This is a genomic window from Paracoccus spongiarum, from assembly GCF_030732095.1.
In the GTDB taxonomy this organism is placed as follows: Bacteria; Pseudomonadota; Alphaproteobacteria; order Rhodobacterales; family Rhodobacteraceae; genus Paracoccus; species Paracoccus spongiarum.
The window spans coordinates 146150-168144 of the sequence record NZ_JAVAMQ010000001.1 but is presented as its reverse complement, the minus strand read 5'-3'; the positions used below and the strand labels follow the sequence as shown (position 1 = coordinate 168144).

The 21995-nt window shown below is 62.8% G+C and carries 20 protein-coding genes and 1 tRNA gene; 11 read left to right on the top strand and 10 right to left on the bottom strand.

The features are described 5' to 3' along the window. Window positions 1-60 precede the first annotated feature (60 nt). From Q5Y72_RS00820 to Q5Y72_RS00810, 3 genes are all read left to right on the top strand, one after another. Window positions 61-1938 carry an ABC-F family ATP-binding cassette domain-containing protein gene (locus Q5Y72_RS00820; protein WP_305961516.1) on the top strand — a complete coding sequence of 626 codons (1878 nt, stop codon included), beginning with the start codon at window positions 61-63 and terminating at the stop codon, window positions 1936-1938. A 122-nt stretch (window positions 1939-2060) separates the two neighbouring features. Further along, window positions 2061-2804 carry a MipA/OmpV family protein gene (locus Q5Y72_RS00815; RefSeq protein WP_305961515.1) on the top strand — a complete coding sequence of 248 codons (744 nt, stop codon included), beginning with the start codon at window positions 2061-2063 and terminating at the stop codon, window positions 2802-2804. A 371-nt stretch (window positions 2805-3175) separates the two neighbouring features. Then, window positions 3176-3252, top strand: a tRNA-Arg gene (locus tag Q5Y72_RS00810). Between the two features lie 183 nt (window positions 3253-3435). On the opposite strand, the gene Q5Y72_RS00805 is transcribed toward Q5Y72_RS00810, so the two are convergent. The 4 genes from Q5Y72_RS00805 to Q5Y72_RS00790 all read right to left on the bottom strand — a co-directional run bounded on the left by Q5Y72_RS00805 (window position 3436) and on the right by Q5Y72_RS00790 (window position 8455). Next, window positions 3436-4710, bottom strand: a complete 1275-nt coding sequence (locus Q5Y72_RS00805) for an FAD-dependent oxidoreductase (protein WP_240542510.1) — start codon at window positions 4708-4710, stop codon at window positions 3436-3438. 25 nt (window positions 4711-4735) lie between these two features. Continuing rightward, window positions 4736-5146, bottom strand: a complete 411-nt coding sequence (locus Q5Y72_RS00800; protein ID WP_080620529.1) for a MerR family transcriptional regulator — start codon at window positions 5144-5146, stop codon at window positions 4736-4738. A gap of 137 nt (window positions 5147-5283) precedes the next feature. Then, the gene (locus Q5Y72_RS00795) at window positions 5284-7935 is read right to left on the bottom strand and encodes a heavy metal translocating P-type ATPase (RefSeq protein ID WP_080620528.1); all 2652 of its coding nucleotides are present in this window, start codon (window positions 7933-7935) and stop codon (window positions 5284-5286) included. 127 nt (window positions 7936-8062) lie between these two features. Next, window positions 8063-8455 carry an ArsR/SmtB family transcription factor gene (locus Q5Y72_RS00790; protein WP_080620527.1) on the bottom strand — a complete coding sequence of 131 codons (393 nt, stop codon included), beginning with the start codon at window positions 8453-8455 and terminating at the stop codon, window positions 8063-8065. 342 nt (window positions 8456-8797) lie between these two features. Here Q5Y72_RS00790 and Q5Y72_RS00785 point away from each other — a divergent pair, with 342 nt between their 5' ends. Both Q5Y72_RS00785 and Q5Y72_RS00780 read left to right on the top strand, forming a co-directional pair. Continuing rightward, window positions 8798-9064: a glutaredoxin family protein gene (locus Q5Y72_RS00785; protein ID WP_080620526.1), complete on the top strand. Its 267-nt coding sequence runs from the start codon at window positions 8798-8800 to the stop codon at window positions 9062-9064. Continuing rightward, window positions 9064-10080, top strand: coding sequence for a 2Fe-2S iron-sulfur cluster-binding protein (locus Q5Y72_RS00780; protein ID WP_080622751.1), 1017 nt, complete (start codon window positions 9064-9066; stop codon window positions 10078-10080). The genes Q5Y72_RS00785 and Q5Y72_RS00780 overlap by 1 nt, the downstream gene beginning before the upstream one ends. 72 nt (window positions 10081-10152) lie before the next feature. On the opposite strand, the gene Q5Y72_RS00775 is transcribed toward Q5Y72_RS00780, so the two are convergent. The 4 genes from Q5Y72_RS00775 to Q5Y72_RS00760 all read right to left on the bottom strand — a co-directional run bounded on the left by Q5Y72_RS00775 (window position 10153) and on the right by Q5Y72_RS00760 (window position 12752). Next, a complete protein-coding gene (locus Q5Y72_RS00775; RefSeq protein ID WP_080620525.1) occupies window positions 10153-11604 on the bottom strand; it encodes a multicopper oxidase family protein in 1452 nt (483 codons plus the stop codon). Between the two features lie 36 nt (window positions 11605-11640). Continuing rightward, entirely contained in the window at window positions 11641-12030 is a 390-nt protein-coding gene (locus Q5Y72_RS00770) for a hypothetical protein (protein WP_127898013.1), read from the bottom strand. Window positions 12031-12150: 120 nt separating this feature from the next. Further along, window positions 12151-12543, bottom strand: coding sequence for a CopM family metallochaperone (gene copM / locus Q5Y72_RS00765; RefSeq protein WP_080620524.1), 393 nt, complete (start codon window positions 12541-12543; stop codon window positions 12151-12153). A gap of 14 nt (window positions 12544-12557) precedes the next feature. Continuing rightward, entirely contained in the window at window positions 12558-12752 is a 195-nt protein-coding gene (locus Q5Y72_RS00760) for a heavy-metal-associated domain-containing protein (RefSeq protein ID WP_080620523.1), read from the bottom strand. A gap of 194 nt (window positions 12753-12946) precedes the next feature. Here Q5Y72_RS00760 and Q5Y72_RS00755 point away from each other — a divergent pair, with 194 nt between their 5' ends. Together Q5Y72_RS00755 and cueR are read left to right on the top strand one after the other, a co-directional pair. Further along, window positions 12947-15646 (top strand): heavy metal translocating P-type ATPase, encoded by a 2700-nt coding sequence (locus Q5Y72_RS00755; protein WP_080622750.1) that lies wholly within the window; start codon window positions 12947-12949, stop codon window positions 15644-15646. A 61-nt stretch (window positions 15647-15707) separates the two neighbouring features. After that, a complete protein-coding gene (gene cueR, locus Q5Y72_RS00750; protein WP_080620522.1) occupies window positions 15708-16157 on the top strand; it encodes a Cu(I)-responsive transcriptional regulator in 450 nt (149 codons plus the stop codon). 90 nt (window positions 16158-16247) lie between these two features. Here cueR and Q5Y72_RS00745 read toward each other — a convergent pair whose 3' ends face one another. Beyond that, window positions 16248-17432, bottom strand: a complete 1185-nt coding sequence (locus Q5Y72_RS00745) for an MFS transporter (protein WP_080622749.1) — start codon at window positions 17430-17432, stop codon at window positions 16248-16250. Window positions 17433-17548: 116 nt separating this feature from the next. On the opposite strand from Q5Y72_RS00745, the gene Q5Y72_RS00740 reads away from it, so the two are divergent. The 4 genes from Q5Y72_RS00740 (at window position 17549) to Q5Y72_RS00725 (ending at window position 21590) form a co-directional block, all read left to right on the top strand. Then, a complete protein-coding gene (locus Q5Y72_RS00740) occupies window positions 17549-17824 on the top strand; it encodes a metal-sensitive transcriptional regulator (RefSeq protein WP_064790834.1) in 276 nt (91 codons plus the stop codon). Between the two features lie 62 nt (window positions 17825-17886). Then, complete coding sequence (locus Q5Y72_RS00735; RefSeq protein WP_425274171.1) at window positions 17887-18603, top strand: MauE/DoxX family redox-associated membrane protein; 717 nt, start codon at window positions 17887-17889, stop codon at window positions 18601-18603. Between the two features lie 21 nt (window positions 18604-18624). Next, window positions 18625-19128 (top strand): DUF305 domain-containing protein, encoded by a 504-nt coding sequence (locus tag Q5Y72_RS00730; RefSeq protein ID WP_080620520.1) that lies wholly within the window; start codon window positions 18625-18627, stop codon window positions 19126-19128. A gap of 65 nt (window positions 19129-19193) precedes the next feature. Then, window positions 19194-21590 (top strand): heavy metal translocating P-type ATPase, encoded by a 2397-nt coding sequence (locus Q5Y72_RS00725; protein ID WP_089389385.1) that lies wholly within the window; start codon window positions 19194-19196, stop codon window positions 21588-21590. Window positions 21591-21614: 24 nt separating this feature from the next. Here Q5Y72_RS00725 and Q5Y72_RS00720 read toward each other — a convergent pair whose 3' ends face one another. Next, window positions 21615-21959: an ArsR/SmtB family transcription factor gene (locus Q5Y72_RS00720; RefSeq protein ID WP_080620518.1), complete on the bottom strand. Its 345-nt coding sequence runs from the start codon at window positions 21957-21959 to the stop codon at window positions 21615-21617. Window positions 21960-21995 lie beyond the last annotated feature (36 nt).

Below are 21995 nucleotides of genomic sequence, written 5' to 3'. Positions count from 1 at the left end.
CGCGCTGCGCGATCCACTCGGCCCATTGACGGCCCGGCCGGCTTGCGCCATGCCCCCGGCATGCTGCGCATCGACGACATCTCATTCGCCATCCAGGGCCGCCCGCTGTTCGAGCATGCGTCGGCCAGCATTCCCGCGGGCCACAAGGTCGGACTAGTCGGGCCGAACGGGGCGGGCAAGACGACGCTTTTCCGGCTGATCCGGGGCGAATTGTCGCTGGACGGGGGCGAGATCGCCCTGCCGTCACGGGCGCGCATCGGCGGCGTGGCTCAGGAGGCGCCGGGAACCGCGCGATCCGTCCTCGACACGGTGCTTGACTCCGACCTGGAACGCGCCGCGCTGATGGCCGAAAGCCTCAGCGCCACCGATCCGCACCGCATCGCCGACATCCAGACCAGACTGGCCGACATCGACGCCTGGTCGGCCGAGGCGCGGGCTGCCTCGATCCTCGATGGTCTGGGCTTCTCGACCGCCGATCAGGCCCGTCCCACCAGCGACTTCTCGGGCGGGTGGCGGATGCGGGTCGCGCTGGCCGGCGTGCTGTTCGCCCAGCCCGACCTGCTGCTGCTGGACGAGCCGACGAACTATCTGGACCTCGAGGGCGCGCTGTGGCTGGAAACCTATCTCGCCCGCTATCCGCATACCGTCATCATCATCAGCCATGATCGCGACCTGCTGAACCGCGCGGTGGGTCACATCCTGCATCTCGAGGCGCGGCGGCTCACCCTCTATACCGGCGGCTATGACAGCTTTGCCCGCATCCGCGCCGAAAAGCGCGCCCTGCAGGCCGCCGACGCGAAAAAGCAGCAGGCCCGCCGCGACCATCTGCAAAGCTTTGTCGACCGCTTCCGCGCCAAGGCCAGCAAGGCCCGCCAGGCGCAGGCCCGCGTCAAGATGCTTGAGAAGATGCAGCCGATCACGGCGCCCGAGGAGGCCAGGTTCCACCGCTTCGGCTTTCCGCAGCCCGAAGAGCTGTCGCCGCCGATCATCGCGATGGAGGATGTGGCCGTCGGCTATGGCGACCGGGCCGTGCTGCGCGGCCTGAACCTGCGCATCGACCAGGACGACCGCATCGCATTGCTGGGCCGGAACGGGCAGGGCAAGTCGACCCTGTCCAAGCTGCTGGCCGAACGCCTCGACCGCATGGCCGGGCGGGTCGCGCGGTCGGGCAAGCTGCGGGTGGGATACTTCGCCCAGCATCAGGTCGACGAATTGCGACTGGCGGAAACCCCCATCGACCACATCCGCCGGCTGCGCCCGGGCGAGGCGCCCGCGAGGTTGCGCGCGCGGCTTGCCGGGTTCGGGCTGATGGAGGCGCAGGCCGAGACCCACGTAGGCCAGCTGTCGGGCGGCCAGAAGGCCCGGCTGTCGCTGCTGATCGCGACGATCGACGCGCCGCACCTGCTGGTGCTGGACGAGCCCACGAACCATCTCGACATCGAAAGCCGCGAGGCGCTGTCCGAGGCGCTGAACGACTACACCGGCGCGGTCGTGCTGGTCAGCCACGACATGCACCTGCTGGGCCTCGTGGCCGAGCGGCTGTGGCTGGTCAATGACGGCGCGGTGACAAGCTACGAGGGCGACCTGGACGATTACCGCCGCTTCCTGCTGGCCGGTGACGAGGCGCCGCGTGCCGACCGCCGAGCCGCCGAAAGGCAGGCCGACAAACAGGCGGACAGGCCCGCCACGCGCCGTCCGGGGCGCGACGAGATGCAGGTCCTGCGGGCCGAGCTGCGCCGCGCCGAGGAACGCGTCGAGAAGCTGACCGAGATGCTGGAAAAGCTGGACCGCAAGCTGGCCGATCCGGCAGTCTACGGCAATCCCGCCGAGGCCGAGAAATGGGGCCGCAAGCATTCCGAGGCGGTCGAGGCGATGGGCCGGGCCGAGGCACTGTGGGTGCGTGCCGCCGAACAGCTGGACCTTGCCGGGGGCGGCTGACTGTTGCCGGTTTGCGGCAGTGCCGCGCGCAGCGCCGCTGCGGCCCGATGCCCGCTTGCCGGCCCGGGCGATTCGGCCCTAGGGACGGCTGATACGCCCTCCTGCCGATGTCTGGATACCTCATGAAAGCTGCCCTCGCCCTCGCCGTTCTTGCCCTGCCGCTGGCCGGTGCCGCTGGCGCACAGGACCTGTCGGCTTTCCGGTCGTTCTCGGCGGATCTGGGGCTGGGGATCAGTGTCGGGCCGAGCTATCCGGGCTCGGACGAGGCCGAGGCGGGGCCGTGGCTGATCTGGCGCAACGCCCATCTCGGCAGCGGTGCCGCGACACCGTCCCAAGGCTTCTCGCTGTCGCCGTCCTTCGGCACCGAAGGCGAGCGCAGCGCCGAGGACGATCCCGAACTGGCCGGCCTGAACGACATCGACGCGGCCTATGAATTCGGGCTCAAGGCCCATTACATCACCGGCCCTGTGAACGCCTATGCCGCGCTGCGCAAGGGCTTCGGCGGCCACAGCGGTCTGGTGGGCGAGGTCGGCGCGAAATACCGCACCGAACTCAGCGACCGCGTCACCCTGTGGTCCGGCGTCGAGATGGGCTATGGCGACGGCGACTACAACGCCACCTATTTCGGCGTCACCCCGGCCGAATCGGCCGCCAGCGGATTCCCGGCCTATGCGCCGGGCGGCGGCTTCAACCGGGCCGCAATCACCTTCGAGGCCCGCTATGCGCTGGGCGAAAGCACCGCGCTGCTGGGCGAGATCCAGTATGGCAAGCTGATCGGCGATGCGGGTGATTCGCCGGTCGTGCGCGATGAATACCAGCCGCTCGTCCGGGTCGGCGTGGTGCGCAGCTTCTCGTTCGGCTTCTGACCGGCTGGCAACCGCTGCCGCCCCGTTGGCATGGCTCTGCGCCGGCCGTTGGCGTTGGTGCCGTTTGCGATCTGCCGCAGCATCCTGCGAACGGCGCGGCATGACCGCGACAGGAGCCAGATGGCCGGAAAAAACCCGGTCCCCACCCGTCATTCTGACCTTTAACCCCGCGCCGACTTCGCGTAAGCACGGGCCAAGGCAGTCTGCACCCGTAGCTCAGCTGGATAGAGTGTCGCCCTCCGAAGGCGGATGTCAAGTCCGGCAATGTGAACGAGTGAGTAAAAAAGTAGAAGTAAAACAGTAACTTGCGGGCTTCGATTTTTGGGGTTAACACTCGCTCGAAAACCGCGTAAGCACTGCGTAAGCAGTAGGCACCCATAGCTCAGCTGGATAGAGCGCCACCCTCCGAAGGTGGAGGCCTCAGGTTCGAATCCTGATGGGTGCGCCATTCTCCCCTAATCGTTGATTGCTGGTTCTTCGAAACGGGCAGAGAATCTCCCGTGCTGCGGCGGATGGCGAGAATGTCAGCGGGAAATTCACCAGCGAACGATAATCCCTTTCTCGCAAGCTAGTCTCTACGGTGAAGGTGACATCGGCCAAGGTGCCTAGGTCAAGCACCTGCTCCATAGTTTTATCGGGGCGGAGCCGCAGACTTCCTGAGCGAACAGGACCAATCGACTAGCTGTGTGCGAACATGCTCGGGACGAAAGCCAAGTCCGATGAGGCGGCCGGTCAGCCGGGGCAACAGTGGCGACCGGGCAATCAGGCGCATGAAGAGAGGAGGCTTCGGACTTCGTGCGCTGTCTGCCTCACCCGCACGCTTTCGGCTGCGCATCATCAGTTGTAGTTTTTGGGTCGCTCTGGTTGGAAAGGCGCGTCGGCGCTGCACGGCCTCCAGCAAGCGCGTTTTCATTCGTCCTTCGCGCAAGGCTTCAGCCAGTAGGTTGGCCGTCGCTATAGCGTCCTGAATAGCGAGGTTCACACCAACGCCGCCAATCAGCGACATGGCGTGTGCGGCATCCCCGATAAACAACAGGCCGGGTTTCCACCACGTCTTCAGGCGGTCGATCCGAACGCTCAGCAGATGCACGTCATCCCAAGAGCGGATCTCCTTGAAGCGGTCCGCAGGCAAAGGTGCGACCTCAGCGATCCTTGCGCGAAGCGCACCAATTCCGCCGTCCTTCAGCGCGTCGACGGTCCCCTTGGTGATGACGTAGCCGCACTGCCAGTAGTCGCCTCGGTCGATCAGAACCAGCCCCTGTCGCGGGCCGGCATGGCTCATCGCTTGCTGGGGATCGCCGGCCTTTTTCGAGACCTTCATCCATAGAATATCTGTGGCCGTGCCAAAGCTCTGAAACTCAAGTCCCGCAGCCTTGCGGGTGGCGGAATTGCGTCCGTCGGCACCGATTACGAGATCGGCATCAAGAACCAGATTGCGGTCGCTCTGGCGAGCATTCACGCCGACAACTCGACCTGCTTCCCAACGGAGCGACGTTATCTCGGTCGACATCAGCAAGCGGAAGCGCGGAAATCCCGCTGCCTTCCGTGCCAGAAAATTCAGGAAATCCCATTGGGGCATGAACGCGATGAACTTGGCGCGCGTCGGCAGTTTGGAGAAGTCTGCGATCGTGACCTTGCGTCCTTCGATCTCAGCGTGGAGCTGATAGGCTTTCTGATGGGGAAGCGTGAGAAGTTCGTCGAGATAGCCAAGCTCGTGCATTGCTTCGAGTGTCGAAGGATGGATGGTATCTCCACGAAAATCGCGCAGGAAGTCCTGGTGCTTCTCGATGACCGTTACGTCGACCCCGGATCGGGCCAGAAGGAGTCCGAGCATCAGGCCGGCCGGTCCCGCCCCCACGACGACGCAGCTCTGGCTCCTTTCCAGATTGGAATAAAGGTATCTCAACTCCATACCTCCTGTCGTTTCGAGGCTAGTGGAGGGGCTTATCCGCATGATCTGTCGCCGTGCTGCAGCAATAGGGCGCGTCGTCCCCATCGCTCTCGCCTTCGGCGACCCGCTTGATCACCTTTTCAAGGTCTTCCAGTTGAGCGATCTTCTCCTCGACGGAAGCGAGCTGCTGTTTTGCGATACGGAGTGCCTCGGGCGAACGCGAGGCCGAGACGTCGGCTAGATGAAGCAGATCCCTGATCGCATCGATGTCAAACCCGAGATCCCGCGCCCGGCGAATGAACAGTAATCGTTTGACCGCATCATGATCGTAGCGTCTCTGATTGCCCTTGTTTCGCAAGCCCTCGGGCAAGAGACCGATCTGCTCGTAATAGCGGATCGTTGGAATCTTGACCCCCGTGATCTGGGAGAGTTTGCCGATGCCCAGGTCCATGGCTGTTGTCCTTTCTGAAGGGTGGTGCCAGTTCATGAATGGGTTTTCCGAGCGCGATGTTCGCCGTTGCTACGATTGGTTCCGGCCGGGCAAAGCCGCCCGTCAAGTTTGACGGACGGCTTCTTCGACGGGAGGGATCAGTAGCTCTCGGCTGGTATCAGGGGGCGTGAAGACGTGCCGTCGTCACGTTCGTCGTCGTTCGACTTCGCCCCCTTGAAGCGCAAGAGCCGGAGCGCATTCAGCGTCACGATCGCGGTGGCGCCGGTATCGGCGAGGACTGCGATCCAGAGGCCGGTGATCCCTAGGACGCTGGTAACGAGAAACAGGCCCTTCAGCGCCAAAGCGAAGACGACGTTCTGATGGATGTTGGCCATTGTCGCACGGGACAGCGCCACAAGATGGGCAACATCCGTCACTCGGCTCTTCAGCAGGGCGGCGTCCGCCGTCTCGATTGCCACGTCGGTTCCGCCGCCCATGGCGATCCCGACATCGGCGGTTGCGAGCGCAGGGGCATCGTTGATTCCATCACCGACCATAGCCACCTTGGTCGTTCGTTTCATCTCGTTCACGAGATCGAGCTTGTCCTGCGGCAGAAGCTCGGCGCTCCATTCGATACCAAGACCCTTGGCGATCGCCTGAGCGGTGCGCCGATTGTCGCCGGTCAGCATCACGGAACGAACGCCCATCGCTTTGAGCCGGGCAATCCCCTCGGGCGCGTCTCGCCGCGGTTCGTCGCGCAAGGCGATCAGGCCGATTGCTTCCCGCGTCCCCTCATCAAAGAGGACGGCAACGGTGTTGCCGCGATCTTCGAGCCCTTCGATTGCGCTCTGCTCGTGCTTACCGATCACTACCACGTTCGCGGCATGGCTCGGGGAGCCGACGGCAAGGCGGCGCCCGACGACCGTGGCATGGACTGCCTTCCCGGCCGTCGCAGAGGCGTCCTGCGCCGGAGGGACCGCTATGCCGGAAGCCTCTGCTCGGTTGATGATCGCCTTGGCAAGCGGATGGCTGGAACCCGTCTCGACCGCTGCCGCCAATGCGATGACGTCCTTCTCCTCGTTCTTGCCGAAGGCCACCGTTTCGGTGACGCGCGGCTTGCCCTCAGTAAGCGTCCCTGTCTTGTCGAAGGCGATAGCATTCACCTTGCCGATGGTTTCGAGGGCGTTGCCGCCCTTGATCAGCAGGCCGCGGCGGGTGCCGACGGCAAGGCCCGAGGCGATCGCCGCAGGCGTCGAGAGAACGAGCGCGCAGGGACATGCGATCAGCAAGAGCGCGAGGCCGCGATAGATCCAGGTGTCCCAATCGCCGCCCATCGCCAGTGGCGGCACGATGACGATCAGCGCAGCGATCAGCATCACGGCCGGGGTATAGTAGCGGCTGAAATTCTCGATGAAACGTGCGGTAGGAGCCTTGGCGGACTGAGCCTGCTCGACGAGCTGGATGATGCGCGAGATCGTGTTGTCGGCAGCGGCCTTTTCGACGCGAACCTTGAGAACGCCATCGACATTGATGGACCCAGCATAAATGCTCTCGCCCTTGGCTTTGGCGCGCGGGACCGATTCTCCGGTGATGGGCGATTCGTCGAGGCTGGAAGTGCCTTGGACGATCTGTCCGTCGGCCGGCACTCGGTCGCCGGGCCGCACAAGAACAAGGTCGTTCACGCGCAAGGAAGTCGCCGGGACGCTGCGCTGAGCGCCGCTGGGATCAAGCAGAATTGCGGTCTTTGGCACCAGCGACGCAAGGGCCTTTATGCCAGCGCGAGCGCGTCCGGCTGCAACGCTTTCAAGCAACTCGCCGACCGCGAACAGGAACACCACCGCAGCCGCCTCTTCGGCCTCGCCGATCACCAAGGCGCCGATCGCGGCCACGCTCATCAGTGTCTCAATCGAGAATGGCGACCCTGACGTCGCGAGAGCAAACGCCTTGCGGGCGAACGGCAGGACGCCTGCGACGACGGCGAGTGCAAAGATCCACTCTGCATAGAGGGGGATAAACTGGGCGATGAGGTAGGCCGAGCCCATCAGCAGACCGAGGCCGATGACGTGCTTGCCCTTGCGAGTCTGCCACCAGCGTTGATTGCGCATGGCTGGCGCGGGCGCAACGTCCACGGCGACGTCGGACGAAGACGAAAGTTCGCGTGTGTTGGATACCCCGAAGCCGAGGCTCTTGATGGTCCTTTCGATGTCGGCAACCTTGGTGCCCGAGCCGGGAACCAAGTTGAGTTCAAGCATTTCGGTCGTGAAGTTCACGCGAATGTCGGAAACATCGGGCATTCTTGCAAGTGCGACTTCGATCTTGCCGACGCAACTCGCGCAATCCATGCCCTCGACCCGCATCGAGACATTGGGCGGAGATGTCGGATCTGTGCGCGAGACCGGCGTTTGCGCGAGCTGACCATGATCGTGGCCACCGCAGTCGCTGTGATCATGATGATGCGCATGGTGGTGATCGTGCCCATGATCATGCTCACCGGAGCAGCCGCTGTGGTCATGCCCGCTGTGCGCTTCGGAATGCCGGGCGGGCGTCGATGGAATGACGGCGGGCGGTAGCTCGGTCACATCGAAGCCGAGCGCGCGGATCTTCCTGGCGATGTCGTTCGACGTCGTTGTGCTGGCCGTATCGCGGGAAAGCTGCAGCGTCTCGGTGGCAAAATTGACGGTAACGTCAGTGATGCCTCCCAGACGGTTCAGTGCAGTCTCGATCTTGCCGACGCAACTTGCGCAATCCATGCCCTCGACGCGAAAGCCCAAGCGCTCACCGCCGCTAGGTGCTGAAAGTCCCGTTGTCATTCCGATCTCCTTTCTCACCACGCGGTGGGCGCGTGCGCAGGCCCCGCATGGCCACGAAAGGAGTCAATACCACGATTGAACAACTATTCAAGCGTATGTTGATAGTATCGGCTTTCGCGGTTTCAGATCACTCCTCGGCGTGATCCTCGGAGATGTGCGTCGCCATGTCGTGGAGAACCTGACGGACATGCTCGTCGGCGATCTCGTAAAAGATCTGCTTGGCCTGGCGCTCGCCCTTGACGAGACGGGCACCGCGCAGCAGGCGCAGATGATGGCTGACCAGGGATAGGGACAGGTCGATTTTCTCCGCGATCTCGCCGACCGAAATCGGACCGGGCATGCAGCTCAGGAGGATTTTCAGCCGTGAAGGATCGCCGAGAAGCCGGAAGGTTTCCGCCAGGATCGTCACCTCGTTCTGCGAGAGCGAGGAATGGTCGAGGTGGCTGCGTGTCTCTGTTGCGCTCGGGGTTGCGGCCTCGGCCTGCTTTTCGACCCGTAGTTTCGGTTTACCGGCAGTCATCAGCGATTTTCACCTGTGTCTTGAGGCGGTTCACGCCCGTTTGATGGCAACGTGTCGGCCACGTCGATTTGTCTCGTCCAATCTACCGGAAGGCTGCGCGATCTCAATGCGCAACAGGCCCGATACTTCCCGATCAGCGAGTCGGAGCGATCGTAGCCGGCACCACGTCAGTCTTCATCTGCTGATGTCGTCCTGCGCTTCGGAAATTTCGACCCCGGAGCAAGAACAGCCTTGACTTTACAAGCGCTGGAAGCCGCACGCTGACGGCAATCCACTCTTCCGGGAGGCCGTTTGACGGTCTGCCGGAAGCCAATCCACGTCTAAAGCAAGAAGGGCAAGGACATGCCAGAAGCCAACACGCCACACATCCTCATCTATACGACGCCGACCTGCCCGGACTGCCATGCACTCAAGCGTTGGCTGGCCCAGCAGGGTCTCGCCTATGAGGAGCGTGACCTGACCGACCCCAAGATCGCCGAGGAGGCAAAGGCACGCACGGGTGTCAGGGTCGCTCCTATTACAATCGTAGGGTCGGAAGTTTTCTACGGAACCTTCCCAAGCCAGAAGCCGGGACTCGTCAAGGCTCTAGGTTTGACCGGGAGTGCATGATGACGACCAGGTTCGTTGATATTCGGCAGGCACGGGTCAGTCTGGAGGTCCAGGAGGGACAAACCATCCTCGACGCAGCACTTGCCGCAGGCATACCTTATCCCCACGGCTGCCGTTCCGGCCGCTGCGGCTCGTGCAAGTCACGTCTGATCGAGGGCGAGGTGGAACTGCTCCAGCATTCTCGCTTCGCCCTCAGCGAGGAAGAGAAGGCCGACGGCCTGATCCTGGCATGCCGCGCGGTGCCGCAGACCGATGCGGCTGTCGCCTGGCTTGGCAGCGATGACGATGATGCGGTTGAGGCTCCTCGACGGGTGGAGGCCATCGTGTCCGGCCTCGATGACCTTACCCACGACATCAAACTGGTGCGAATCTCGCCTGTGGATGGCTCCCCGTTGCTCTTCACGGCCGGACAGTATGCCCAGGTCGGATTCGATGGTGTGCCCGCGCGCAGCTACTCCATGGCCAATCGTCACGGCGACGACAGCCTCGAATTTCACATTCGCAAGGTTCCGGGCGGCGTCACCTCGCAGCACGTCCATGAGGCACTGAAGGCCGGTGACAAGCTGACGCTCGAATTTCCACTAGGCTCCTCCTATCTGCGCCAGCATCATTCCGGCCCGATCCTGTGCATCGCCGGCGGTTCCGGTCTGGCGCCGATCAAGTCGATCGTGGAAACAGCCCTTGCGCACGGCATGAAGCAGCCGATCCATGTCTACTTCGGCGCACGCGGCGCGCGTGATCTCTATCTCGTCGAGCATTTCGAGACCCTGGCGGACCGCCACAACAATCTCAGCTTTACGGCTGTCTTGTCCGATACACAGGTAGCCCCCCATCGGCACGGGTTCGTGACCGACGCGGTGGCCGAGGATCTCGCGGACTTCGACGGGTGGAAAGCCTATGTCGCAGGCCCGCCCCCGATGGTTGATGCGGCGATGGCAATGGCATTTGCGCGCGGGCTGCGACCCGAGGACATGCACGCCGACGTTTTCTTCACGCCCGAAGGGCAGGAAGGCTAGTCGCCTCGTTCAATGAAATCAGGCGAGAGCCTGCGCTGCGAGGAATCGCGGCGCAGGCTTTTTTCATTCATTTCAGGCGGATATGCTGAGCTCGGTCATCATGCCGGTCTGGAGATGCGGCATATGATGGCAGTGCAGCATCCAGCGCGCCGCCTCTCCGGCGTCGAGCGCGACGGTCACCATGGCCATCGGAGGAACATAAACGGTGTCGCGCCGTGCCCCATCGAAGCGCTTGCCGTTGATGTCCACGACCTGGAAGACATGGCCGTGCAGATGCATCGGATGCCCCATCATCGACATATTGTGAAACATGATCTCGACCCGCTCGCCCGTCTTTGCAAGGAGGGGCTTGTGATCTCCCCAGACCTTGCCGTCGATGGTCCAGACATAGGGCTGCATCGAGCCGCCCAGCATAACCATGTGGCTGCGCTGTGGCGCACGCGAGGGAAGGCCGTCCGAGGCGCGCAGCTTCAGCTCTTGCGACAGGTCGATGTCGAACGCAGGCGCATCCGCTTCGCCAAGCGCCGGGATCTTCTCAATGGTCGCGCCGGGCGTGGCGAGGATCAACCCCGTGCGCTCCTTCGACCCCTCGCGCGACGCAAGCACGGGCCACGCCCCTTCACCGGCAAGCTCCAGATCCAGATCGAGGCGTTGGCCCATGGCGATACCGAAACGACTGCCTTCGAGGCCCGCGATGGCATGGCCGTCGACTGCCACGAGTCTCGCAGACAGCCCACCCGTATCGATCCAGAAAACAGTGGCCGAGGCGCCGTTGATCACCCGCAGCTTTACCCGTCCGCCCTTCTCGACCATGATGATCTCCGGGTCGGACAAGGTGCGGTCGTTGGTCAGGTAGGCGTCCCAATTGTAGTCATTCAGATCCATGGCCATGCCCTGCATCGAGGACATATCCATCTGCATGCCTGAATGGTCCATCGAGGCGCCGGGGGCGGCGTGGCCTCCCATGGCGCTCATATCGTGGCCGCCGCCGTGCCCGCCGGTGATCTCCTGCATGACCTCTTCGGGCGCCTTGAACGAGAAGTCATGGAGAAACATCACGACTTCCTGGCGGTCGGCCGCCACGTCTTCGGCGCTGCGCACGATCAGCGGCGCGGCGAGCAGGTTCATCTCCTGGAGCGGGATGTGCGCGTGCATCCAGTATGTGCCGGGGAGCGGCTCGTAGTCATAGGAGCGCGTTTCGTCGGGTTGCAGCATCGGCTGTGGCAGATCCGGGACGCCATCCTGCTCGTTGGGCGGGATCTGGCCATGCCAATGGATGAGGGTCGGAACATCCAGGCGATTGGTAAGACTGGCGCGAAAGCGTTGGCCTGGATTGAGAACCAATCCCTGTCCACTCGGGCCTTCCAAGCCGAAGACTGTGGCGGCGCGTCCATTGACGTCCAGCACCCGTGTCGCGGCGCTGAGCGATATGGCGTTTTGCGCCATGGCAAAGCGCGGTAGAGCTGCTGTGGACAACGTGGCAGCGCTTGCGGCAAGAAAGCCGCGTCGTGAAATAAGTGTCATTTTCGGTCTCCTGGGAGAACTATGCTCCCTCTGAGTTCAGATCGGCGTGCGCTTATGCAGCCACTGGTTTTCAGCGAGACTGGGATTGGGAGGGCGTTCATTCCGTTCGGGGCTGAGACCGGCGAGGTTCGTCGTCTCCGGTAGTGCCCAACGCGCCGAGGTAGGCTGAATCGCATTTCCGGGCTGGTCAGACACGAACCAAGAGCCCATGCCAGAGCATACGAAGTAGCAGAAGCCATCGCTTCCGGAACAGATTCGATCTTCCTGACATGCCTCGGGAGAGGAGTATGCGGTGCGATGCGGCGCTTCGTGTTTTGAGGCGATCGTTTGGGAGACGGTGGCCATGCGGGCGCCGTGCGCCGGCACAGCCAACGCCACCGTGACGAAGGAGAAGATCATCAGCACTGCGATGAACAGACGACGCATCGGCGTCAAAACTCCTTGTCAGACAACATTCCGCGCATCCTTGGCTGGATGAATCTTATATGTCGCAACCGCCGCCGCGCATCATTGCTGACGCACCGCGGCGGTTCCTACATATCAAAATCACTGGCCGCGCGCGGCGAGCCATTCCCGCATCATAGCGATCTCACCTTCTTGGGCCGAGATCACCTCCTCGGCGAGTTTGCGGACCTCGGGGTCAGTGCCGTATTGCAGCACGATCCGCGCCATGTCGATCGCGCCCTGGTGGTGCGGGATCATGCCGCGCATGAAGTCGATGTCGGCGTCGCCGGTGAAGTCGACTGTCATGTCGGCGTGCATACGGTTATTGGCTTCGATGTAAGCCTGCGTGGATGGGTTGTCGGAGGCCGGCATCGAATGCCCCGGCATGTCGTGGCCTTGCATGGTGGTATCCGTGTTCAGTTGGCTTTGTGCGATGGCGAGGCCGGCGCTGATGGCGAGTGCGCCGCCAATGAAAATCGGGGTCAGCTTGTGCATGATCTTGCTCCTGTTCACTTCACGGTCGCCGGATAGCCAGCCTCTTCGAGAACCTGCCGAAGGGCTGCCGGGGTTGCGGTCGTCTCGACCTTGACCATCCGCTGGGCGGGGTTGGTATCGATCTTGGCGGTCGGATCGACCGACTGGATCGCCTTGGTGACGGACTTGGCGCAACCGCCGCAGGTCATGCCTTCGATCTTGAGTTCCATGAGCTTTCTCCTTTGGGTTCGGTTCTCATGGTCCTCAAGTTGGGGTTTCCAACGATGGTAAGGTCAAGAGGAAACGAAAAGGAATTTTTACCCTTGACCTTCCCATCGTTGGAAGGAGCATATCAGTGTCCGAACTCGAATTCTGACTTAGAAAGGAGGCGGCAATGGATGCCCCTGTTCGAGCTGCGGACAAGATGAATGCAGCAATTTCCCTGCCTATCGAGGGCATGACCTGCGCATCCTGCGTCGGCCGTGTCGAGAGAGCCCTGAAGGCCGTCCCCGGCGTCGCCAACGCGGTCGTCAATCTGGCGACCGAGAAGGCCAGCATCACGACGAACGACACGGTTGATCGCATAGCGCTCGTCAAGGCGGTCGAAAATGCTGGCTATGAAGTGCCGGCCAGCTTCAGTGCGCCGAAAGCTGCCCTCCTTGAAGTGCCGATCGAAGGCATGACCTGCGCTTCTTGTGTGGGGCGGGTGGAAAAGGCCCTCAAGGCCATCCCCGGCGTTGCCAATGCCGTGGTCAACCTCGCTACCGAGAAAGCCAGCATCACGACGAGCGGCCCGGTGGACCGAGCGGTCGTCGTGAAGGCCGTGGAGGACGCAGGCTACGCGGTTTCGGCAAGTTTCACCGCGCCGGCGGCGGCTTCGCTTGAGGTCGCGATCGAGGGCATGACCTGCGCCTCCTGCGTGGGACGTGTCGAAAAGGCGCTCAAGGCCGTGCCGGGCGTCACCAACGCCGTCGTCAACCTCGCCACCGAGAAGGCCACCGTCCAGGGAACCGCCGATGCTGCGGCCATCGTCGCGGCAATCGCGAACGCGGGCTACGAGGCCAAGGTGATCGCGGCGGCGACCGGGGCGGGCCAGGCCGAGGTCGATGACCGCGCCGAGAAGAAGGAAGCCGAACGCCGTGAGCTGACCCGCGATTTCACCATCGCGGCGGTTCTGACCGCGCCGGTCTTCATCCTGGAGATGGGGTCGCACCTCATTCCGGGCGCGCACGACATGATCGCCGCGACCATCGGCATGCAGAACAGTTGGTATCTTCAGTTCGTGCTGACGACGCTGGTGCTGTTCGTGCCCGGCATCCGCTTCTACGACAAGGGCCTCCCGGCGCTCTGGCGGCTGGCTCCCGACATGAACTCGCTGGTCGCCGTCGGCTCGCTGGCCGCCTACCTCTATTCGCTGGTGGCGACCTTCGCGCCGGGCTTCCTGCCCGCTGGGACGGTGAACGTCTATTATGAAGCCGCCGCGGTTATCGTCACCCTGATCCTGCTCGGCCGGTTGCTCGAGGCCCGCGCCAAGGGGCGCACTTCGGAAGCGATCAAGCGGCTGGTCGGACTTCAGGCCAAGACCGCGCGTGTCCGCCGCGACGGCAAGACGGTCGATCTGCCGATCGATTCGGTGCTGTCCGGCGACATCGTGGAGGTCCGCCCCGGCGACCGTATCCCGGTCGATGGTGAAGTCATCGAGGGCGAAAGCTATGTCGACGAGTCGATGATCACCGGCGAACCGATCCCGGTGTCCAAGACGAGCGGCAGCGAGGTCGTGGCCGGAACCGTGAACCAGAAGGGCGCCTTCGCGATCCGGGCCACGGCGGTCGGCGGCAACACGGTGCTGTCGCAGATCATCCGCATGGTCGAGGAAGCACAAGGGTCGAAGCTGCCGATCCAGGCGCTGGTCGACAAGGTGACGATGTATTTCGTGCCGGCGGTCTTCGCCGTCGCCGCCCTCACCTTCGCTGCATGGCTCTATTTCGGCCCGTCGCCTGCGTTGACCTTCGCGCTGGTCAATGCCGTCGCCGTGCTGATCATCGCCTGCCCCTGCGCCATGGGTCTGGCAACGCCGACCTCGATCATGGTCGGCACCGGCCGGGGCGCGGAGCTGGGCGTGCTGTTCCGCAAGGGTGAAGCGTTGCAACTGCTGAAGGATGCCAAGGTGGTGGCCGTCGACAAGACCGGCACGCTGACCGAAGGCAAGCCGGCGCTGACCGACCTCGAACTGGCCGCCGGCTTCGACCGGACGACGGTGCTGGGCCTGGTCGCAGCCGTCGAAGCCAAGTCGGAACACCCGATTGCCCGCGCCATCGTGGATGCGGCCGAGGCGGAAGGCATTGCACTGCCCGCCGTGTCGGACTTCGAGTCGGTGACCGGCTTCGGCGTGAAGGCCGTGGTCGACGGCAAGCGCATCGAGATCGGCGCGGATCGCTACATGGTCGAGCTTGGCCATGACGTGGCGGGCTTCGCCCAGGTTGCCGAACGTCTGGGCAACGAGGGCAAGTCGCCGCTCTATGCGGCGATCGACGGCAAGCTGGCGACGATCATCGCCGTGGCCGACCCGATCAAGGAGACGACGCCGGCGGCGATCAAGGCGCTGCACGACCTCGGCCTGAAGGTCGCGATGATCACCGGCGACAACAAGCGCACGGCCAAGGCCATCGCGGCTCGCCTGGGCATCGACGAGGTGGTGGCGGAGGTGCTGCCGGACGGCAAGGTCGACTCGATCCGCCGGCTCAAGGCCGAGCATGGCAAGGTCGCCTTCGTCGGCGACGGCATCAACGACGCTCCGGCGCTGGCCGAGGCGGATGTGGGTCTCGCCATCGGCACGGGCACGGACATCGCCATCGAGGCGGCGGACGTGGTGCTGATGTCGGGCAGCCTGACCGGGGTGCCGAACGCCATCGCGCTGTCCAAGGCGACGATCGGCAATATCCGGCAGAACCTGTTCTGGGCCTTCGCCTACAACACGGCCCTGATCCCGGTCGCCGCGGGTGCGCTCTATCCGGCCTACGGCATCCTCTTGTCGCCGGTCTTTGCCGCCGGCGCCATGGCCCTGTCGAGCGTCTTCGTCCTCGGCAATGCGCTCCGGCTCAAGACCTTCAAGGTCCAGGGCTGATGAAACCAGACAGCCGATCCTATATTTAGGGTCGGCTGTCCTTACATATGGGAGATTGTTCATGAACATCGGACAGGCAGCAAAGGCATCGGGCGTTTCGGCCAAGATGATCCGCTACTACGAGCAGACAGGTCTCATCCCGGCTGCTGATCGGAAGGACTCCGGCTACCGCGATTATTCGGCTACCGATGTCCACATGCTGCGCTTCATCCGCCGCGCGCGCGACCTCGGTTTTTCGGTGGCCGAGATCGGCGACCTGCTCAACCTCTGGCGCGACGAGACGCGACAGAGCGCAGAAGTGAAGCGCTTGGCGCAGGGCCATATCGACGCGCTGGAGAGGAAGATCGCGGATATGCAGGACATGGCCCACACGCTCACCATGCTGGTGAACGCCTGCCAAGGGGATCATCGGCCGCATTGCCCGATCCTACAGCGCCTTGAGACCGATCAGGACGATGAAGATCTTTCGATCCGGCCTCGGTCCGGCGCGGTCAATCGCTCGCTGCAATAACCGCATGCCCAAGCAGCCTTTCGGCTGCGAGGGCGCAGAGCGAGGACCTGACCCGGTGCGTCCCCGCCAAAATGGCGGGGACATTGCGTTTCAGGCTTGCGGTTTGCGTGCCGCTTGCCAGAGCAACGGCACGAGGATCAAGGCGACCGGCGGAAACAATAGCCAGTTGATTGCCGCCCAGCCCGAGTTGTGCAGGACGCTGCCTGCCAGAAACGAGACGGCGGCGGTCGTGCCGAAGACCATGAAGTCGTTTGCGCCCTGCGCCTTGGCGCGCTCGCCCGGCGTATGGCAGTCTGTGACCATCGCCGTCGCTCCGATGAAGCTGAAATTCCAGCCGATGCCCATGATGGCCAGAGACCCCCAGAAATTGATTAGCTCAAGCCCGGCCAGCGCGACGATGGCCGAGACGGCGATGAGCAGCATCCCCGCCGCCGTCACACGCTCCTTGCCGAAGCGTGTCATGAGGCGGCCGGTGACGAAGCTCGGCGCGAACATCGCCAGTAGATGCCACTGGATTCCGAGTGCTGCGCTGTCGACCGAATGGCCGGTATTGACCATCGCGATCGGTGCGGCCGTCATGACGAAAGCCATGAGGCCGTAGGAGACGACGCCGGCCGCGACGGCAAGCATGTAGCGGGGCATCATCAGGATCTGGATCAGGGAACGGCCGGAGCTTTCCGACGCGGATTGCGAAGCGGATTGCGGCGTGCGCAGCATCAACAGAATCGGGATCGACAACAACGGAAGCGCCGCCTGGCTGAGGAAGCTGCCGACATAGGGGGTGCCGGGGAAGGAATCGCGTGTCCAGATGACGAGCTGCGGACCGATTACAGCCGCGATCAGCCCACCGACCATCACCCAGGAGATTGCTCGTGCCTTCAAAGCGCCTTCGGCAGCATCGGCGGCAGCGAAGCGATAGCTTTGGACGTAGGAACCGTAGAGACCGGCGGTAAAGCAGCCGACGCAGAACAGTAGGAACGACGATACGAAGATGCCAAACGCCGCGATGAGTCCCGCTGCGAGGCCGAACAACGCGCCGAACAGATAACCGCCACGGCGCCCCCAGGCGCGCATGACGAAGGCGGCGGGCAGCGTGCCGATTGCGAGGCCGAGACCGAAGAGACTGACCGGCAGCGTCACCCATGCGGGGTTGTCGGCAAGCTGCTGGCCGACCAGGCCGCCGAGCGACATGACGATCGGCGCGCTCGATCCTCCGAGCGCCTGCGCGGCAGTAAGGACGGTGATGTTGCGCCGGACAGTTACCGTATCGTCCATTGGACCTCCCACGATTATTTGCTTCGACGTTGACATGCCGGCAAAACTCTTGGGTTTTGCGGGAACCAAACTTTTGCTCTAACGTATATATACCCATACCGGGTAGGGGTAGCTGGATGTGCAACAAAAATTCCAAGCAGATCATCGCGTCGCTCAACCGGATCGCCGGGCAGGTTCGCGGTGTCGGCCAGATGGTCGAGGACGAGCGATACTGCATCGACATTCTCAACCAGATCCACGCGGTTAAAGCCGCGCTCTCCAAGGTGGAGAACCAGGTGTTGCGATCGCATGCCGCCTGCTGCGTCGAGGAGGCGATCGCATCGGGCGATGCAGACCTTCAGCGCGCCAAGTTCAATGAACTGGTGGAGGTGTTCGCGAAAGCGAAACTTTAGATCGAAGGGATCAGACTATGGCGACCCATGCAGCCAAACGCGCCGAACTTCATAGAATGGTGATGGAAAACCATACCTGCCCCTACGGGTTGAAAGCGCTCGATCTGCTCAAGCGGGAAGGCTACGAGGTCGACGATCACCATCTGACGACCCGCGCGGAGACGGACGCCTTCAAGGCAAAGCATGATGTTCAATCGACGCCGCAGACCTTCATAGGCGGCAAGCGGATCGGCGGTTACGATGATCTCGTCCGGTTCTTCGGCGGCAAGGTCGAGGACAAGGATGCCGTTACCTACAAGCCGGTGATCGCGCTGTTCGCGATGGCTGCCCTAATGGCTTTGGCCGCGAGTTGGGCGGCGTTCGGGAACCTCGCGACGGTCCAAGCCGCCGAATGGCTCATCGCCATCGCGATGTGCCTTCTTGCCCTTCAGAAACTGAAGGACGTGGAAGGCTTCGCGACCATGTTCCTGAACTACGACCTTCTGGCGCAGCGATGGGTCCGATATGCCTACATCTATCCCTTCGCGGAGGCGCTCGCCGGCGTCCTGATGATCTCCGGTGCCCTGATGTGGGTGTCGATCCCCGTCGCGCTGTTCATCGGCGGCATCGGCGCGGTCTCGGTGTTCAAGGCGGTCTATATCGACAGGCGCGAGCTGAAATGCGCCTGCGTCGGTGGCGACAGCAACGTGCCGCTCGGCTTCGTGTCGCTCACCGAGAACCTCATGATGATCGGCATGGCGGTCTGGATGATCTTCAAGCCGATGGGCATTGGACACTGACAACCGCGAAAGGACGATCAAATGGCGAGCGACCACACGGCTCATGGCGGGCATTCGGGGAATAGCCACGGCTCCCATGGCCGTCCCTATCTGATGTTCTGGATCAACATGATCCTCGGCCTCATCGTGATGTATGTCGTGATGTTTTCGATGATCGACGGCTGGGGCGACTTCCGGAACAATCTGAACATGCTTTACATGGCGATAACCATGTGGGCGCCGATGGGCATCTTCATGCTGGCGACGATGCCGGGCATGTTTCCGAACCGCAGCGTGAATATTGTCCTCTATGTGCTTTTTGTCGTCCTTACCCTGGGATCATTTTGGGCGACTCGATCCCAAGCCATGATCGATGACCGCCAGTTTATCGACTCGATGATTCCGCATCACTCGGGAGCCATCTTGATGTGCAGAGAGGCCAACCTGTCGGACGCCGAGCTTCTGGCGTTGTGTGAAGAGATTGAGGTCGCCCAGCGTCGCGAGATCGAGCAAATGCAGGCGATTGCTGGCCGGCTGAACGATTAGTCGGGGCTTGGTTCGCATGCGGTGGCAACCTGCATGCGGGGAGATAAGGGAAGCGGAGGCTTACTATGGTTCACGACCATAACCATCATCAAGGCGCCGCCCATGCCCATAACAAGGGGCACGGTGGCGGATCGGGCCATCACACCGCGACTGCGGAGGCAAGCGATACTGTGAAGGACCCCGTTTGTGGGATGTCCGTGGACCCCACAACGGCTAAGCACCGAGCCCAATACCAGGGCGCGACGTATTATTTCTGCTCCGAGAACTGCCAGACCAAGTTCATGGCCGATCCGGGCAAATATGTTGGACCATCGGAACCGACCCAGGCAGCGGTAGTGCCGGAGGGCACGATCTTTACCTGTCCGATGCACCCCCAGATCCGTCAGGTCGGTCCAGGATCATGCCCGATCTGCGGGATGGCGCTGGAACCCGAAATGCCGACGGCCGAAACCGGACCCAGTGCGGAACTGGTCAACATGACTCGACGGTTCTGGGTGGGTGCCGCCCTTTCTGTTCCGGTGGTCTTCCTTGGGATGGGCAGCGAACTTTTCGGCCTGCATCGTTACATTCCTGGCCAGATCAACAACTGGCTGCAACTCATACTGGCGACGCCGGTGGTGCTGTGGGCAGGCTGGCCGTTCTTTCAGCGCGGCTGGGCGTCCGTGGTGAACCGATCGCTCAATATGTTCACGCTCATCGCGATGGGCGTAGGCGTTGCCTGGATTTACTCCGTGGTGGCAACGCTCGCCCCCGACCTGTTCCCGGAAACGGCGCGGATGATGGGAGACACCGTTGCGGTTTACTTCGAGGCGGCCGCGGTGATCACGGTGCTGGCGCTGCTCGGCCAAGTGCTGGAGCTACGCGCGCGCGAACAGACCTCGGGCGCGATACGCGCGCTTCTTGACCTGGCTCCGAAGACAGCCCGACGTATCCGGCCAGATGGCACCGACGAGGAGGTGGCGGTCGAGCATATTGCCGTCGGCGACAAGCTTCGTGTTCGCATGGGCGAGAAAGTTCCGGTGGACGGGACGGTGCTGGAGGGGCGTTCGGCCGTCGATGAATCGATGATTACCGGCGAATCGATGCCGGTCACGAAAGAGCCGGGTGCAAAGCTCATCGCAGGGACCATCAATCAATCTGGCGCTCTGGTCATGGATGCGGCTCGCATTGGTCGCGATACCATGCTTTCGCAGATCGTCCAGATGGTGGCGCAGGCGCAGCGGTCCCGCGCCCCGATCCAGCGCTTAGCAGACCAGGTGTCCGGCTGGTTCGTTCCACTGGTCATCGTTATCGCCTTGATCGCTTTTGTGGCCTGGACCCTTTTTGGCCCGGAACCCCGGTTGAGTTACGGCCTGATTGCGGCTGTTTCTGTTCTCATCATCGCCTGCCCATGCGCCCTTGGCCTTGCAACGCCGATGTCGATCATGGTTGGCGTCGGCAAAGGCGCCAATCTCGGATTGCTGATCAAGAACGCCGAGGCGCTCGAAAGGCTGGAGAAGATCGATACCCTCGTGGTCGACAAGACCGGCACGCTTACGGAGGGGAAACCGGCCGTCACGGCCATCGTTCCGGTCGATGGGCGGAGCGAGACGGAACTTCTTCAAGCCGCGGCGAGCCTTGAACGTGCGAGCGAACATCCGATTGCACAGGCTATTGTCCGTGCCGCGGTGGAGAAGCAGCTCGCACTGTCGGAACCCTCGGACGTCGACTCTCCTGTCGGTCGGGGAGTCTTGGGAACCGTCGCCGGTCAGCGCGTGCTGATCGGTAGCGCCAAGTTTTTGGAGCTGGAAGGCGTTCAGCCGGGCGCAGCGGCGATCGAGGCGGACGTCATTCGCTCACGCGGGGCCACCGCCGTCTTGGTCGCCATCGACGGCCGGCCCGTCGGCGCCATCGGCGTGGCCGATCCCATACGATCCACTACGCCGGCAGCGCTGGAAGCCCTCCGAAAGGACGGCATCCGCGTGGTCATGATGACTGGTGACAATAAGCTCACGGCTCAGGCGGTGGCAAAAGAGCTGGGCATCGCCGATGTGGAGGCCGAGGTGCTTCCAGAACGCAAGAGCGAGGTTGTTACACGTCTTCGCAAGGAAGGCCGTATCGTCGCCATGGCGGGCGATGGGGTGAATGACGCCCCAGCGCTTGCGGCTGCCGATGTCGGCATAGCGATGGGCGGAGGAACGGATGTCGCCATGGAATCCGCGGGAGTCACGCTGCTAGGCGGTGACCTATTGGGGATCGTGAAGGCGCGTCGCCTGTCGGGAGCGACAATGCGCAATATCCGGCAGAACCTGTTCTTCGCATTCTTCTACAACTCGGCAGGCGTGCCGGTGGCGGCCGGGTTACTGTATCCCGTGATGGGGCTGCTGTTGTCACCGGCGCTTGCCGCACTGGCCATGGCGCTCTCTTCGGTCAGCGTCATTGCCAACGCTTTGCGATTGAGAACTACCAAGATCGACATTTAGTGTCACAGGCCAGCGAAGGGCTGCTCAAGAACGAGGACCGATGATGTCGCGTTTTGGGTCGCCTTCCCTTTCCTCACGCGCATGCGAGAGCATGTCGAGCAGAACGTCACCGACATGCCTGTCGGTGACCTCGTAGAACATTTGCTTCGAGTGGCGAACACGGGTCACCAGGCGCGCGCCACGAAGAAGACGCAGGTGATGGCTGACGAGCGACTGCGAAAGCTCCAGCGCCTCGGAAATATCGGTCACGGATTTCGGACCGTCTTCGCAGTGCAGGAGAATCTTCAGCCTGCTGGGATCACCCAGCAGGCGGAAGGTTTCAGCGAGAAAGTTCAACTCTTGGGACGAAGGGGCTTCTGCGATATTCATGTCGAACCTTCCCGATCAACTGAGTGAACCATCAGG